General features: G+C 70.9%; 9 protein-coding genes and 2 riboswitches. Of the genes, 4 read left to right on the top strand and 5 right to left on the bottom strand.

The window, feature by feature from the left end:
• The first annotated feature begins 105 nt into the window (after positions 1 to 105).
• Complete coding sequence (locus ACQPZK_RS12560; protein WP_433538456.1) at positions 106 to 5,685, top strand: GH92 family glycosyl hydrolase; 5,580 nt, start codon at positions 106 to 108, stop codon at positions 5,683 to 5,685.
• Between the two features lie 133 nt (positions 5,686 to 5,818).
• Here ACQPZK_RS12560 and ACQPZK_RS12565 read toward each other — a convergent pair whose 3' ends face one another.
• The 3 genes from ACQPZK_RS12565 to ACQPZK_RS12575 are packed head-to-tail and all read right to left on the bottom strand — an operon-like array spanning position 5,819 to position 7,370.
• Complete coding sequence (locus ACQPZK_RS12565; protein WP_433538457.1) at positions 5,819 to 6,415, bottom strand: histidine phosphatase family protein; 597 nt, start codon at positions 6,413 to 6,415, stop codon at positions 5,819 to 5,821.
• Positions 6,412 to 7,176 carry a CbtA family protein gene (locus tag ACQPZK_RS12570; RefSeq protein WP_433538458.1) on the bottom strand — a complete coding sequence of 255 codons (765 nt, stop codon included), beginning with the start codon at positions 7,174 to 7,176 and terminating at the stop codon, positions 6,412 to 6,414. The genes ACQPZK_RS12565 and ACQPZK_RS12570 overlap by 4 nt, the downstream gene beginning before the upstream one ends.
• Positions 7,167 to 7,370 (bottom strand): CbtB domain-containing protein, encoded by a 204-nt coding sequence (locus tag ACQPZK_RS12575; protein ID WP_433538459.1) that lies wholly within the window; start codon positions 7,368 to 7,370, stop codon positions 7,167 to 7,169. The genes ACQPZK_RS12570 and ACQPZK_RS12575 overlap by 10 nt, the downstream gene beginning before the upstream one ends.
• Positions 7,371 to 7,405: 35 nt before the next feature.
• A riboswitch (cobalamin riboswitch) is annotated at positions 7,406 to 7,545 on the bottom strand.
• A 142-nt stretch (positions 7,546 to 7,687) separates the two neighbouring features.
• Positions 7,688 to 7,901: riboswitch (cobalamin riboswitch) on the top strand.
• Positions 7,902 to 8,094: 193 nt separating this feature from the next.
• Here ACQPZK_RS12575 and ACQPZK_RS12580 point away from each other — a divergent pair.
• Positions 8,095 to 10,413, top strand: a complete 2,319-nt coding sequence (locus ACQPZK_RS12580) for a ribonucleoside-diphosphate reductase subunit alpha (protein WP_433539191.1) — start codon at positions 8,095 to 8,097, stop codon at positions 10,411 to 10,413.
• A 53-nt stretch (positions 10,414 to 10,466) separates the two neighbouring features.
• A complete protein-coding gene (locus ACQPZK_RS12585; RefSeq protein WP_433539192.1) occupies positions 10,467 to 11,462 on the top strand; it encodes a ribonucleotide-diphosphate reductase subunit beta in 996 nt (331 codons plus the stop codon).
• Positions 11,463 to 11,613: 151 nt separating this feature from the next.
• Here ACQPZK_RS12585 and ACQPZK_RS12590 read toward each other — a convergent pair whose 3' ends face one another.
• Positions 11,614 to 13,428 carry a family 43 glycosylhydrolase gene (locus ACQPZK_RS12590; RefSeq protein WP_433538460.1) on the bottom strand — a complete coding sequence of 605 codons (1,815 nt, stop codon included), beginning with the start codon at positions 13,426 to 13,428 and terminating at the stop codon, positions 11,614 to 11,616.
• Between the two features lie 409 nt (positions 13,429 to 13,837).
• The gene (locus ACQPZK_RS12595) at positions 13,838 to 14,608 is read right to left on the bottom strand and encodes a FadR/GntR family transcriptional regulator (RefSeq protein WP_433538461.1); all 771 of its coding nucleotides are present in this window, start codon (positions 14,606 to 14,608) and stop codon (positions 13,838 to 13,840) included.
• Between the two features lie 150 nt (positions 14,609 to 14,758).
• Between ACQPZK_RS12595 and ACQPZK_RS12600 the strand changes: the two genes are divergently transcribed.
• A complete protein-coding gene (locus tag ACQPZK_RS12600) occupies positions 14,759 to 16,027 on the top strand; it encodes an ABC transporter substrate-binding protein (protein WP_433538462.1) in 1,269 nt (422 codons plus the stop codon).
• Positions 16,028 to 16,030 lie beyond the last annotated feature (3 nt).

Below are 16,030 nucleotides of genomic sequence, written 5' to 3' on the forward strand. Positions count from 1 at the left end.
GTCCCCTCCACCCAGACACTCGACGTCCTCGACCGGACCGAGTCGAAAGGTCCCGCCCCCATGCCGTATCTCCCCCGTGCGCGCGCCGTCTCTCTACGGATAGCCGTGGCGACAACCGCCGTCCTGCTCCCCCTGGGGATGGTCGTCGCCGCGCCGCTGGCCAGCGCCGCACCCAGCGCCCCGCCACCGGGCGCCTTCCGTTCCTCGTTCGAATCGGCCGACCCGCAGCCCGCCACGAGCACCGTCGAGGTCGACCGCTCGGGTCGGCCCGTACAGGGCAACCTCAGCGGGTCGAGCAACGCGAACCTGCCCGGCAGCCTGCTCGGTCAGGTCGAGGCCACCACCGCGAGCGCCCAGAACCCGCCGAACGAGATCGCGGCGAACCTCGCCGACGGGAACCCGTCGACCAAGTGGCTGGCGTTCGAACCGACCGCGTGGGTGACGTACCAGCTGGCGAAGCCCGCGGTCGTCAAGCGGTACGCGCTGACCTCGGCGGACGACGAGCCGGGCCGCGATCCCCGCGACTTCACCCTCCAGGGGTCCACCGACGGCAGTGCCTGGGTGGACCTGGACCGCCAGACGAAGCAGGGTTTCGTCAAGCGGTTCGCCACCAACAGGTACGGCGTCACCAACACGACGGCCTACGGCTGGTACCGGCTGGCGATCTCCGCGAACTCCGGCGACTCCCTGACCCAGCTCGCCAGCTGGGACATCAGCGACGGCTCGGACGTCCGACCGCCGGCCACTCCCATGGTCACCGAGATCGGGCCCGGCCCGACCGGTGGTTACACGACGAAGCCGGGTGTCGGCTTCACCGGGCTGGCCGCGCTGCGCTACCACGGCGGCGCCCAGAGCGCCGGCCGCTCGTACGCGACGAACAAGCTGTTCGACGTCGACATCCCGGTCGGGCCGGACACCCGCCTGTCGTACCGGATCTTCCCCGAGTTCACCGGCCAGGACGCCCGCTACCCGTCCACCTACGCCTCGGTCGACCTGCACTTCACCGACGGCAGCTACCTCAGTGGACGCTCGGCCGTCGACCAGCACGGCAACCCGCTCACGCCGGCCGGCCAGGGCGCCTCGAAGGCGCTCTTCGCCGACCAGTGGAACGCGGTCAGCGCCGACATCGGCGCAATCGCCCGCGGCAAGACGATCGACCGCGTCCTGCTGGCGTACGACGACCCGCAGGCCACCGAGGACACCCTGTTCCAGGGGTGGCTCGACGACATCGAGCTGACCGGGAATCCGGCGGCGATCGACGGCTCCCGGCTGACGAACTACGTCGACACCCGCCGCGGCACCAACTCCACGGGCGGGTTCTCGCGCGGCAACAACCTGCCGATCACCGCCGTGCCGAACGGGTTCAACTTCTTCACCCCGGTGACCGACGCGACCTCGGACTCGTGGGAGTACGACTACCACCGCGCCAACAACGCCGCCAACCTGCCCACGTTGCAGGGCCTCGCGATCTCCCACGAGCCCAGCCCGTGGATGGGCGACCGCAACCAGATGTCGGTGATGCCGGTGGCCGGCGACGGCCCCCTCACCGGGCCACCCGCCAGCCGGGCGCTGGCCTTCCGCCACGACGACGAGACGGCACGGCCGGACCTCTACCGGGTCGCGCTACAGAACGGCCTGGTCGCCGAGATGACGCCGACCGACCACGCCGGCATCATGCGGTTCACGTTCGGGCCGGGACCGTCGACCGGAAGTCTCGTCTTCTCCAAGGGCACCTTCACCCTCGGCGCCGACAGCACGTTCACCGGCTGGGTCGACAACGGAAGCGGCCTCTCGGCCGGACGTAGCCGGATGTTCGTGTCCGGTGAGTTCGACCGCGCGCCGACGGCGGTCACCGCGACGTCGGCGACCTTCGACGTCTCCGCGAACCGCCAGGTGACGATGCGGATCGCGACGTCGTTCCTCTCCGTCGACCAGGCCCGTCGCAACCTCGACCTGGAGGTGACCGGCCGGAGCTTCGACGCGATCCGCGACGCCGCCACCGCCGCCTGGAAGGACCGCCTCGGCCGGGTCGAGCTGCGGGGCGCGACCGAGACGCAACTCGTCACCATGTACTCGAACCTGTACCGGCTGAACCTCTACCCGAACTCGCAGTCCGAGAACACCGGCACCGCCGCCGCCCCCCACTGGCAGTACGCCAGCCCGGTGTCCGCGCCGACCGGCACGTCGACCGCCACCCGGACCGGCGCGAAGATCGTCGACGGGCAGATCTACGTCAACAACGGGTTCTGGGACACGTACCGCACGGTGTGGCCCGCGTACTCGCTGCTCTACCCGGACGTCGCCGCGAAGATCTCGGACGGGTTCGTCCAGCACTACCGCGACGGCGGCTGGATCGCCCGCTGGTCGTCGCCCGGCTACGCCGACCTGATGACCGGCACCAGCGCGAACGTGGCCCTGGCGCAGGCGTACCTCACCGGGGTCAAGCTGCCCGATCCGCTCGCGGCCTACGACGCGGCCGTCAAGGACGCGACCGTGGCGTCCGGACGCGGCGCGGTCGGCCGCAAGGGCATCGAGACGTCGTTGTTCCTCGGCTACACGCCGACCAGCACCGGCGAGTCGGTGTCGTGGGCGCTGGAGGGCTACATCAACGACTACGGCATCGGCAACATGGCCGCCGCGCTGGCCAAGGACCCGGCGACGCCGAAGTCGCGGCGCGAACAGCTCAAGGAGGAGTCCCGGTACTTCCTGGAGCGGGCCCGCAACTACGTCCACCTGTTCGATCCGAAGACGAAGCTGTTCCAGGGCCGCGACGCGGCCGGCACGTTCCTCGCCGGTGACCCGCTGGACTGGGGTGGCGTCTACACCGAGACCAACGGCTGGAACTTCGCGTTCACCGCACAGCAGGACCCCCAGGGCCTGATCAACCTGTACGGCGGGCAGAAGGCGCTGCGCGACAAGCTCGACACCTTCTTCGCGACGCCGGAGAACGCCGACCGCCCCGGCGGCTACGGCGGCGTCATCCACGAGATGATCGAGGCCCGCGCGGTGCGGATGGGGCAGCTCGGCATGAGCAACCAGCCGTCGCACCACATCCCCTACCTGTACGACGTCGCCGGCGCTCCCGCGAAGACGCAGGCGGCCGTGCGCGAGATCCTGCGGCGTCTCTACGTGGGCAGCGAGATCGGCCAGGGCTACCTGGGCGACGAGGACAACGGCGAGATGTCGGCCTGGTACGTCCTCAGCTCGCTGGGCATCTACCCGTTGCAGGCCGGGTCGACCCACTGGGCGATCGGTTCACCGCAGTTCACCCGGATGACCGTCCACCGCCCGACGGGCGACATCGTGGTCAACGCGGCGAACAACAACGACCGCAACGTGTACGTGCAGAGCGTGAAGGTCAACGGCAAGAAGCAGCGCGAGGTCTCCGTCGACGTCTCCGCGCTCGCCCGGGGCGGCACGATCGACTTCCAGATGGGACCGAACCCGTCGTCGTGGGGTACCGGCCGCGACGCCATCCCCCCGTCGCTGACCAAGGGCGACGCCGTACCGCAGCCGTTGGAGGACGTGACCGGGCCGGGCCTCGGCACCGCCACCGTCAGCGGCGGTCCGGACGCGTCGACGCTGTTCGACGACTCGTCCACCACCCAGTTGACGACGTCGTCGGGCACGCCGCAGATCGGCTGGGCGACCCGTGGTGGCCGGCAGAAGCCGACCTACTACACCATCACCTCCGGCGCGACCGCGGGTGACCCGGCGGACTGGCGGTTGCAGGGCTCCACCGACGGTCTCACCTGGAGCACGCTGGACACGCGCGCGGGCGAGGTGTTCCGCTGGCGCAACCAGACCCGGCCGTTCCGGGTCGACAAGCCCGGGCGGTACTCCCAGTTCCGCCTCGTCGTGACGAAGACCGTCGGCGCGGCCCAGCCGACCCTCGCCGAGATCGAGCTGCTCGCCGGGGGCGACCTCGACCTGAGCGGCGGTGACATCACGGTGACCGCCAGCGACGGCGTGCACGCCCGCTCCGGCGCGCCCGCCACGATGGCCCTGGCCACGGTCACCGGCGGCGTCGCCGACGACTACCGGGCCACGATCGACTGGGGTGACGGCTCACCGGCCACCGAGGGCACGCTGACGCTGAGTTCCCGGGAGGTCTACCGCGTCAGCGGCGAGCACACCTACGCCACGCCGGGTTACCACCAGGCGAGCGTCACGGTGACCGACGGCGTCGGTCAGGGCTCGGTGACGGTCGGCGTCGACGTCTCGTACGCGGCGAACTCCGGCCTCACCGCGGCGTTCGACACCGTGTGCGTCGGCGACGAGGGCACCCTCGCGGCGGACTGCGACGCGAAGTCGTGGGCGTACTCGCGGGCCGCACTGGCGGCGGCGGGCGTGACCCAGGGGCAGCGGCACCAGGTGCCGGGCACCGCGCTGGGCTTCACCCTGCCGCAGGTTCCGGCCGGGCAGCCGGACAACGCCACCGGCAACGGTGCGACGATCGCCCTGCGCCTGCCGGCCGATGCCCGGAGCATCTCGTTCATCGGCGCCGGCACGCAGGGCAACCAGAGCACCACCGGCACGGCGACGTTCAGCGACGGCAGCACCGCCGGCATTCCGATCCAGTTCAGTGACTGGACGCTGGGCGGCAACGCCAACGGGACGCCGTCGTACGGCAACATCGTGGTCGCGAAGTCCGCGTACCGGCTCAGTGGCACGAGCCGCGACGGCGCCCAGCCGTTCCTGTTCGCCACCACGCCGTACCAGATCCCGGCGGGTAAGACGCTGGTCTCGGTGACCCTGCCGACGCAGACCGGCGATCCCCGCTCGGCGGGCCGGATCCACGTGTTCGCCGTCGCCGACGACGGCACTCCGGCCGCCGCGCTGGTGACCACCGCCCCGGGCGACCAGAGCGTCGACGCCGGACAGGTCCTCACGGCGAACCTCGGATCGGTGACCGGCGGTGTTCCCGACACGACCGGCTACCACGCCCGCGTCCAGTGGGGCGACGGGACGGTTCCGGACGATGCCACGGTCGGCGCGGACGGCGCGCTGAGCGGCCGGCACACCTACGCCCGCGAGGGCACCTACACGGTGCGCGTCACCGCGTGGGACTCGCTGTCGAGCAGCACCGCCACCTTCACCGTGACCGTTCGGCGGGGCGGGGCGGCCACCACCCTCGCGGTGTCCGGCACGCAGTCGGTCGCCGCCGGCGACGCGGTCACGGTCGTCGGCAGCGGGTTCGCCGCCGGGGAGCGGGTGACGGTGGGCCTCGCGGTTGCCGCCACCCGCGAGGTGACGGTCTCGGCGTCCGCGACGGGCACGGTCCGCGCGACCGTCGCGACCTCCGGGGACACGCCACCGGGGCGGTACGCCGTCCGCGCCACCGGCGCGTCCTCCGGCACGCCGGCGACGGCAACCGTGCAGGTGACCGCGGGTACGGCGGATCCGGCCTACCAGCCGCGCCTGTCGCTGCCCACGCCGTCCGCGCCGCGTGGCACGTCGATCACGGTCGACGGCTCCGGCTTCGCGCCGAACGAGGCGATCACGGTCAGCCTCGGCGACGGGCGTCGGGTCGGCACGGTACACGCGAACGGTGACGGCATCGTCGCCGGCGGGACCGTCGGCGTCCCGGATGCGACGGAGCCCGGGGCCACCAGCGTGACGCTGTCCGGGTCCCGTTCGAAGGCGACGGTGTCCCGACCGTTCACGGTCACCGGCACGAAGTAGGCGGGGAGCACATCAGTCGGGCGGGTCGTGGAACACGGCCCGCCCGACATCCGTTCCGGGCCCGCCCGACCGGCGGCCCCGGCTCGCTGCCCCGGATCCGGGGCAGCTCTAGAGGAGCCGCGGTAGGCCCTCGTCACCAGTCCGCCGGTGCCGGTGCCGCGTCCAGGCGGAGCTGCCACCGTGGACCGTGGTCGGTGAGTCGGACGACGGCCAGTGGCGCGACGTCGAACTGCCGGTACGCCGCCAGTGGCAGATCCAGGGCGTGCACGAGCGCGACCCGGATCACGAGCGGGTGCGTGACGGCAGTGACCCGTCGACCGGCGCCGCGCTGCGCGTCCAGCCACCGACCGACGCGCCGGCGCAGCGCGACGACCGACTCACCGCCGTGTGGCGCCGCGTCCGGCGCAGACAGCCACTCGCGCAGCCCGTCCGGTCGCGACGCGGCGATCTCCGCCAGGGACCGCCCGGTCCAGTCGCCGTAGTCGCAGTCGGTCAGCGCCGTCTCGACGGTGGGCGCGAGGCCGAGAGCGTGGGCGGTCTCCACGGCCGCCGCCGCGGGGCTGGACAGGCACGCCACGGCGTGACCCTGTCGCCGGCCCGTACCAGCGGGGGACAGGGCGAGGGCGGCGCGCCGGCCGCCCTCGTCCAGACTGTCGTCCCCGCCGAACCGGGCCTGCCGCAGGGCGGCGGTGTGACCGTGGGCGACCAGCCGCAGACTGGTGGCGCTCACCCCGCCAGTCGTGCGTCGGCGACCACGCGCTGGCGGTGCGTCAGGGCGGCGAAGAGCAGGCCGATCCCGGTCCACAGCACCACCTGGGTGCCGAGCGAGGCGAGGCGGAAGCTCCACAGCAGCGTCGCCGGGAAGTCGCCGGGGACCTCCTGGAACGACGGCAGCACCACGTACGACACGACGGTGACCAGCAGGAACCCGCCGACCGCCGCGCTGACGCGCAGCCACACCGGGGCGCGCTCGCCGACCGACCGGTAGCCCAGCGAACCGGACCAGACCGCCACCAGGCCGAGCACCACCATCAGCAGGTAGGTGACCGTGCGCTGGTTGATGGTGGCCGGGTCGCCGATGGCCGGCGGATTCGGCGGGTACTTGAGGAACGGCACGATCACCGCGCCGAGCAGCGCGCCACCGGCCAGCAGCAGCCCGGACCGCCCGTCGTCGGCGGTCCGCCGACGACGGCTGAGCAGGACGTACGCGCTGGCCAGCAGACCGCCCATCGCGGCGCCGAAGAGGCCGGTGGCCAGGAACAGGCCGCCGCGCTGGCCGTTGCGGCCGACCAGGGCGTCCTCGCCGTGCTGGTGCCCGTCGGCGACGGGCTCGGCGTGTGTGGCCGCCTCCTCGATGGCGATGGCCGCCTCGACGTGTGGCTCCCCGACGACGTAGGCGAACGTCCCGGCGAGGAGGCCGGCCACCAGGCCGGCGAGCAGCCCGCGCAGCAGGACCGAGACGAACGTGGGTGCGGTGCCCGTCAGTGGCACGGGACACCGAGCAGGTGCCGGCCGTCGTGCATCAGCTCGTGCAGGTACATCCCGCTGCGCGAGACGGCCCCCTGGTCGAAGGCGACGAGGTAGGTCAGCAGGGCGAGCGCGGCGACGGTGGCCAGTACCGTCCACAGGAGACGGGTCGGGACAGCGGGGTGCGCCAGCGGCTGGCTGGACGTGGAGCTGGACATGCGTGGACGAACCTCCTCGGGGATGACGCGTCCCCATCGCAAGGCTGCGGACGACCGAGCGTCCTGGCTCGCGACCCCCGGGCTGGGGACCGCTCACAGTGGCGCGACCGCGCCGGATTCTCACCGGCTTCCCTCGCGTCGCCGCAGATAGTGGGTCGACCGTAGCGGTGCCGGTTCTCCTCGGTCAAGCCGATGACGACGGTCGGGGCGTCACCGTCCGCCGTCCGGCCCGAGTCGATCGACGAGGACCGTCACCGTCGACCGCGACACGCCCGAGACCGACATGTGGGGTGTGACAAACGTGCTCGCCCCTATATATGGTGTCGACCGCAGCTGGTTCGGCCGTTCCGAGTGAGTGGTCGAGGCAAGAGGGAACCCGGTGGAAATCCGGGACTGTCCCGCAGCGGTGAGTGGGAACGACCGCCGTCATCAGCACTGGGCCATCGGCCTGGGAAGCGACGGCCAGTAGGTGACCGGGTGGGCCCGGTCGCGCCCGCGAGTCCGAAGACCTGCCAGCGCGCCGCGTACCCGAACCCGGGCGCGCGGCGGTCCGAGGCCGCGCGGTACGGCTGACGCCACCTGACCCACGCCCGCGCGGCGTGGAGTCCGGCGGTGTCCGCCTCCTTGCGTCCGAGGGCCCTTGAGGTCTCGAACTCCCGAGGAGTGAGTGGTGACAGTCACCGAGGTGGTCCCGGTCAGCGGCGAGGCCGTGCGGCGGACGCCGATGCAGGTGCGCAAGCGCGACGGCGGCACCGAGGCCGTGGACGTGAACAAGATCGTCCGGGCGGTCGAGCGGTGGGCCGACGACCTGACCGACGTCGACCCGATGCGGGTGGCCACCCGTACGATCAGCGGCCTCTACGACGGCGCGACGACGGCCGAGCTGGACCGGCTGTCCATCCAGACGGCGGCCGAGATGATCGGCGCGGAGCCGCAGTACTCGCGCCTGGCCGCGCGGCTGTTGGCCGGCTACGTCGACAAGGAGGTGCGGCGGCAGGGCGTCACGTCGTTCAGCGCGGCGATCCGGGCCGGCCACGCCGAGGGTCTGATCGGTGACGAGACCGCCGCGTTCGTCGCCGCCCACGCGGAGACGTTCGACAACGCCGTCGACGCCGACGGCGACCGCCGCTTCGAGTACTTCGGCCTGCGCACCGTCTACGACCGGTACCTGCTGCGCCACCCCACCACCCGGTTGGTGCTGGAGACCCCGCAGTACTGGCTGCTGCGGGTGGCCTGCGGCCTGTCCCGTACGCCGCAGGAGGCGGTCGACTTCTACCGGCTGATGTCCAGCCTCGCCTATCTGCCCAGCTCGCCGACCCTGTTCAACTCCGGTACCCGGCACACCCAGATGTCCTCGTGCTACCTGGTGGACTCGCCCCGCGACGAGCTGGACTCGATCTACGCGCGGTACGCCCAGGTCGCCAACCTGTCCAAGTTCGCCGGTGGCATCGGCATCGCGTTCTCCCGGGTCCGGTCCCGGGGCGCGCTGATCCGGGCCACGAACGGGCAGTCCAACGGCATCGTGCCGTGGCTGCGTACGTTGGACGCGAGCGTCGCGGCGGTCAACCAGGGCGGCCGGCGCAAGGGCGCGGCCTGCGTCTACCTGGAGCCGTGGCACCCGGACATCGAGGAGTTCCTCCAGCTACGGGACAACACCGGCGAGGACGCCCGGCGTACGCACAACCTCAACCTGGCCAACTGGATCCCGGACGAGTTCATGCGCCGGGTCGAGGCCGACGAGATGTGGTCGTTGTTCGACCCGGACGAGGTGCCTGAGCTGCCGGACCTGTGGGGCGAGCGGTTCGACGCCGCGTACCGGGCCGCCGAGGCGCAGGGCCGCTACGTGCGGCAGCTGCCCGCCCGCGAGCTGTACGGGAAGATGATGCGGACCCTCGCCCAGACCGGCAACGGCTGGATGACCTTCAAGGACGCGGCCAACCGGCTGTGCAACCAGACGGCCGAGCCGGGCAACGTGGTGCACCTCTCCAACCTCTGCACCGAGATCATCGAGGTGTCCAGCGACGACGAGACCGCCGTGTGCAACCTCGGCTCGGTGAACGTCGCCGCCCACCTCACCGACGACGGCATCGACTGGGAACGGCTGCGCGCCACGGTCCGCACGGCGGTGACGTTCCTCGACCGGGTCATCGACATCAACTACTACCCGACCCCGCAGGCGGCGGCGAGCAACCCCCGTTGGCGGCCCGTCGGGCTCGGGTTGATGGGGTTGCAGGACGTGTTCTTCGCGTTGCGGCTGCCCTTCGACGCGCCGGCCGCGCGGGAGCTGTCCACGCGGATCAGCGAGGAGCTGTACCTGACCGCGCTGGAGACCTCCGCCGACCTGGCCCGCCGGTTCGGCGCACACCCGGCGTTCGCGCAGACGCGGGCCGCGCGGGGCGACCTGCAACCGGACCTGTGGGGTGTCGAGGGTACGCAGACCGCGCGCTGGACCGCGCTGCGCCAGCAGGTGCGGGAGTACGGGCTGCGCAACTCGCTGCTGGTGGCGGTCGCGCCCACCGCGACGATCGCCTCGATCGCCGGCTGCTACGAGTGCGTCGAGCCGCAGGTGTCCAACCTGTTCAAGCGCGAGACGCTGTCGGGGGAGTTCCTCCAGGTCAACACCGCTCTCGTACGCGAGTTGAAGGCCCGCGGCCTGTGGACCGAGCAGATCCGGTCGGCGATCAAGCGGGCCGAGGGGTCGGTGCAGTCGGTCGTGGAGCTGCCGGCCGAGGTGCGGGAGCTGTTCCGCACCGCGTGGGAGCTGCCGCAGCGCGCGTTGATCGACCTGGCCGCCGCCCGCGCGCCGTTCATCGACCAGTCCCAGTCGCTGAACCTGTTCCTGGCCTCGCCCACCATCGGCAAGCTCTCCTCGATGTACCTGTACGCCTGGAAGACCGGTCTGAAGACCACCTACTACCTGCGGTCCCGGCCGGCCACCCGCATCCAGCAGGCCACCGTCGCGGTCGTCGCGCCGTTGACGGGCGACGCCGAGGCGCTGGCCTGCTCGCTGGAGAACCCCGAGTCGTGCGAGGCGTGCCAGTGACCGTCGCCGACACCGTCACCACCGACAGCACCACCGACGCGAGGACCACGCACATGCTGCTCGACCCCGGGATGGACCTGACTCTCCGCCCGATGCGCTACCCGCACTTCTTCGACCGGTTCCGGGACGCCATCCGCAACACCTGGACGGTCGAGGAGGTCGACCTGCACGCCGACCTGGCCGACCTGGACCGGCTGTCGCCGGCCGAGCGGCACCTGGTCAGCCGGCTCGTCGCGTTCTTCGCGACCGGCGACACGATCGTCGCGAACAACCTGGTGCTCAACCTGTACCAGCACGTCAACAGCCCCGAAGGTCGGCTCTACCTGTCCCGGCAGCTGTTCGAGGAGGCCGTGCACGTCCAGTTCTACCTGAACCTGCTCGACACGTACGTCCCCGACGAGACCGAACGGTTCGGGGCCTTCGCCGCCATCGAGAACATTCCCTCGATCCGTCGCAAGGCCGAGTTCTGCTTCCGCTGGATCGACTCGCTGGGCGACCTGCGCGAGCTGCGCACCCGCGAGGACCGACGGGCGTTCCTGCTCAACCTGATCTGCTTCGCCGCCTGCATCGAGGGATTGTTCTTCTACGGCGCGTTCGCGTACGTCTACTTCCTGCGCTCGCGGGGTCTGCTGCACGGGCTTGCCTCGGGCACGAACTGGGTGTTCCGCGACGAGAGCATGCACATGGCGTTCGCGTTCGACGTCGTCGACACCGTACGCGCCGAGGAGCCGGACCTGTTCGACGACGACCTGGCCGACCAGGTCCGCCGCATGCTCACCGAGGCGGTCGAGTGCGAGGTCCAGTTCGCCGAGGACCTGGTGGGTCAGGGGGTGCCCGGTCTCGCCCTGACGGACATGCGCCAGTACCTCCAGCACGTCGCCGACCGCCGGCTCGCCCAGCTCGGAATCGCGCCGCACTACGGGTCGGCCAACCCGTTCGCCTTCATGGAGTTGCAGGACGTGCAGGAGCTGTCCAACTTCTTCGAGCGGCGGGTGTCGGCGTACCAGGTCGGGGTGACCGGCACGGTCGCCTTCGACGACGACTTCTAGAACCCCCACCCCACCCCCGGCCCCGCCCCGTCGATCATGAAGTTGGTGCTCCCTATCGGCGTGTCGGGGGCATTGCCTTCATGATCGACGTCGGCGGCGGACGGGGTGGGGATGGGGTGGGGGTGTTCTTGGGGGTGGGGAACGGAGGGGATCAGGCGGGGGCGCAGGTCGGGGTGATGGTGGGCGGGCTGGTCGAGGTGGTGGAGCTGAGGTAGCCGGCGGTGGTCGAGGATCCCGGCGCGAGCTGGCCGTTGTAGCTGGCGTTCGCGACGGTCACCTGGCTACCCGAGTGGGTGAGGGTGCCGTTCCAGACCTGGGACACCGTCTGCCCGCTGGCGAGCGTCCAGGTGACCCGCCAGCCGTTGAGCGCCGACGATCCGGAGTTGGTGACCGTTAGCCGCCCCTCGAAACCGCCCTGCCAGGTGTTCACCACGGTGTTGGTGACCGCGCAGGACGTTCCCGCCGGGCTCGTCGGCGTGGGCGTGGGAGTGGTCGTGGGCGTCGGGACGGGCGACGGCGTCGGGTCGGCGGTCGGGCTCGGCCTCGGGGTCGGGGTCGGGGTGGGCGTGGTGCCGTTGGCCTGGAACTGCCACCAGTTGAGGTTGAACAGCGTGCCGCTGCCGCCGGTGAACCGCAGGTACAGGTCCTGCGTGCCGGTGGCGCCGGAGACCGGGCAGGAGACGGTCTGCCAGGCCTGCCACCCACCGGTGCCGGGCGCCGTGCAGCTGCCCACCCGCGTGCCGGTGGGGCTGCCGAGGCGCAGTTCGACGGTGCCGCCGGACGTCGCCGAGGCGACCCGCGCGGAGAAGGACGTGGCGCCCGTACCGAAGGCGACGCCCTTGACCTTGATGTAGTCCCCGTTCTCGATCCATCCGACGTTCATCCCACCCTCGCTGGCGGGCTCGGTCTCGATGCCGGAGCCCCAGGCGATGGTCTCGGCCTCCTGCCGCACGTACGGGTTCAGCGTGCCGATCTGCGGCGCGCCCGTCGTGGTCATGTTGATCGTCGGGATGGTGCCGTTGGTGTTGTAGGTGAACTTCTCCACGGCCACCGAGCGGGTGTAACCGCCACCGCCCGGCAACGCGCCGTTGTGGTAGAAGAAGTACGAGCCGCCGTTGAAGTCGATGACTCCCGGGTGGTTGGTGAAGCTCGCGCCCTGGCGGGGCATGACCGTGCCGCGGTAGGTCCACGGGCCGATCGGGCCGGTGGCGGTCGAGTATCCGATGAACTCGGAGCAGCACTCCGCCGCGAACACGTTGTAGTAGATGCCGTTGCGCTTGTAGACCCAGGGGCCCTCCTCGTAGAGGGTGGGCCGGCTCGCGTTGCCGCTGCGGGTCCCGAACCCGGCGGTGGTGAGCGGGATCTTGGTGGCGCTGCCGCTGTAGGAGATCATGTCCGAGTTCAGCCGGACGTACCACAGGTTCGGGTTGCCCCAGTACAGGTAGGCCTGGCCGTCGTCGTCGACGAAGACCGTGGGGTCGATCTCGCCATTGCCGACCAGGGGACGGCCGATGGCGTCCCGGAACGGCCCGGTGGGGCTGTCGGCCACCGCGACGCCGATGGCCATCGAGTTGGTGGCCCGGGCGGTGACCGGCACGTACCAGTAGAACTTGCCGTTGCGGGCCACGACCTGACCCGCCCACGCGTTGGCGCTCGCCCAACTGAAGGTGGCGACGCTCAGTGGCGAGCCGTGGTCGGTCCAGTTGACCATGTCGGCCGACGACCACACCCGCCAGTCCTTCATGGTGAAGTACGTGGAGCCGTCCTCGTCGTGGCCGGTGTAGAGGTAGACCCGTCCGTTGTGGACCAGGGGCGCCGGGTCGGCCGTGTAGATGTGCTGGACTATGGGGTTGTCCGCGCGGGCGGCCGTGGCCGGCATCAGCGTCGAGACGAGCAGCAGGCTCGCGAGCCAGGCGAGGCCGCGCCGGAGCCGGTTCGTGGTCCGCGGTGGCGGTGTGGGGCGCATCGGTACCTCCAGGGTGGGTCACGACGGGCGGGCGGCTCGCCGCGTGCGCTGGCGGCGTGTCGCGGGTGTCGTCGCGGGTCGCTCGGGGGTGGGGCTGCGGCGGTGCCGCGAGCACGGCAGGAGGGGGGCGCGTGTCCACCCGTGGCACCCGCGTGCGGCGGCCCGCCGTACGTCGACGGCGGTGGTCAACGTCCCTGAGGGGAGGCCCGGTCACCCACCAGTGGGCGTTGGTCATGCACCGCTCCATCGACCTCAGTGGATCGGGTGGAGCGGTGAAGCGTGCCCTTCGCCTCTGCGGCCCGAGGGTAGTCTGTTATCGCTAACATTCTCAAGCGATGGACGGACCTGGATTTCGCACCGGTGTCACGGGCGGGTCGTCGTGGGGTCGTACCAGGGGTCGACGAAGCGGTCAGCGCTGCAGTCGGGTCGGGCTCCCCGGGCCGCTGCGGCGCACGAGCCACGCCTCCGTGATGTGCGTGAACATCGCCTGTGCGGCACCGTCCGGGTCGTGGGCGGCGATGCGTTCGTAGATGCGCCGGTGCCCCTGGTTCGACGCCACGCACATGGCCCGCTCGGGCTGGCCCATGTACCGGGCGGTGTTGACGACCTGACTCTCCAGGGACCGGACGACGCCCCGGGCGATGCGGTTCCCGGACGCCTGCATGACCGTGTCGTGGAAGGCGCGGTCGTGCTCCTGGTAGGTCACGTGGTCGTCGACCAGCTCGTCCATACGGTCCACGAGGGCGCGCAGCCGGTCGATCGTCGTGTCGTCGGCGAGGCGGGCGGCAACGTTCGCCATGTCGGACTCCAGCACCCGGCGGGTCACCACCAGGTCGTCCAGGATCGCCAGGGTGTCGTCCTCGGCGATGGTCGCCGCGAGGACGAGCTCGTCGAGCATGTCCCACGACGAGGGCGGGGTGACGAGCGTTCCGCTGCCCTGGCGGACCTGCACGAGCCCCTTCTCCTGCAGGATCTTCACCGCTTCCCGGATGACCGTCCGGCTCACCGAGAAGGTCTCGCAGAGCACCGGCTCGGGGGGTAGCGGCGTGCCCGAGGGATGCGCTCCCTGGACGATGCGGGTCACCAACTCGGCCGTGATCGCCTGAGCCAGATTCGTCGGGCGACGCGTCCAGGTCGGCGTCGCCGCGCCGTTGACGGCCGACCGGTTCGATGTCGTCACGTTCACCTCCGCGTAGCCGCGGGAGCGGGCCCACGAGTCCGCCCCAGTGTACGGGCAACCGTTGACGTCAGACGTCATACGAGTTACGTTCTCGTCAATCTTGCATCGACGGCCGTTCCCAGGCCACTCCCCATATGAAGGTGAGCAACGATGAAGCAACGAGCAGTGTGGTCCGCGGTCCTCGTTGCAGGGCTGGCCCTGACAGGCTGTGGAAGCGCGACAGGTTCGGGTTCATCGTCCGGAGGCTCGGACAAGAAGCTGGTCGTCTGGGACTGGAAGTCCGGCGAGGCCAGCTCCGCCCAGTACGTGGAGAAGGCCAAGGCCGACTTCGCCAAGAAGCACAAGGACGTCGAGGTCGAGTTCGTCGCCCAGCCGTTCGACCAGTACTACACGCTGCTCGGCGCGGCCATCCAGGCGGGCAAGGGGCCGGACGTCATCCTGTTCAACGGTGGCGGCCAGATCCGCGACCGGGTGGACTCGCTCCAGCCGCTGGACGAGTACGTGGGCGAGGACCGGCAGCGGCTGGCCGGCTGGGAGGCGTTCGCCAAGGCGGGCAAGACCTACGCCGCCCCGGTGACGCTCCAGGGTCATCCGATCTACTACAACAAGACGCTCTACGAGAAGGCCGGCCTCGACCCGGCGAAGCCCGCCACGACGTGGCAGGAGTTCGTCGCCAACTGCGGTGTCATCACCAAGCAGACCGGCGCCAAGTGCTTCTCCGTCGGCAACAAGGAGGGCTACGGCATCCAGTTCTTCCTGTCGGCCATGGCGTCGGGCGTCCTGACCCCGCAGGAGTACGACAACTGGATCGCCGGCAAGCGCGACTGGAACTCGCCGAACGTCAAGCGGCTCTTCGAGCTGTGGAAGGAGACCGGCGCCACCAAGCTGAACAACGACGGCGCCAACTCCACCGCCCTGTTCAACGACGCGTTCGCCGTCTTCCAGTCCGGCAAGGCCGCCCACATGATCGGCCTCATGTCGGACATCGGGCACTGGAAGGACTTCAACGAGTTCATCACGCCCGAGAAGCTCGGCGTGATGATGGCGCCGACGGTGACCAGCGGCGTGACCCCCAGCCTGCCGTACGACGGTGGCATCGGTTACGCGGTCGCCAAGTGGACCAAGGACCCGAAGGTGGCCGCCGACCTGGTGCGCTCGCTGACCTCCACCGAGGCGCTGAAGGCGTTCTACGCCAACGCGGGCGCGATCACCGCGGACACCACCATCGACGTGTCCGCGGGTGGCCCGGCCGTCACCACGATCGTCGGCGCGCTCAAGACCGGCAAGCCGGCGGCGCACGTGGCGCTCTCCTCGAAGTCGCTCGACCTGATGGGCCGCCTCTCGCAGCAGTTGCTCAGCGGCTCGATCAGCGTGGACGAGGTCGTGAAGCAGATGGCCGCCTCGGACACGGCGGGCTGATCT

Origin of the sequence: Micromonospora sp. CA-249363, from assembly GCF_050950185.1 — a bacterium.
Taxonomy (GTDB): Bacteria; Actinomycetota; Actinomycetes; order Mycobacteriales; family Micromonosporaceae; genus Micromonospora.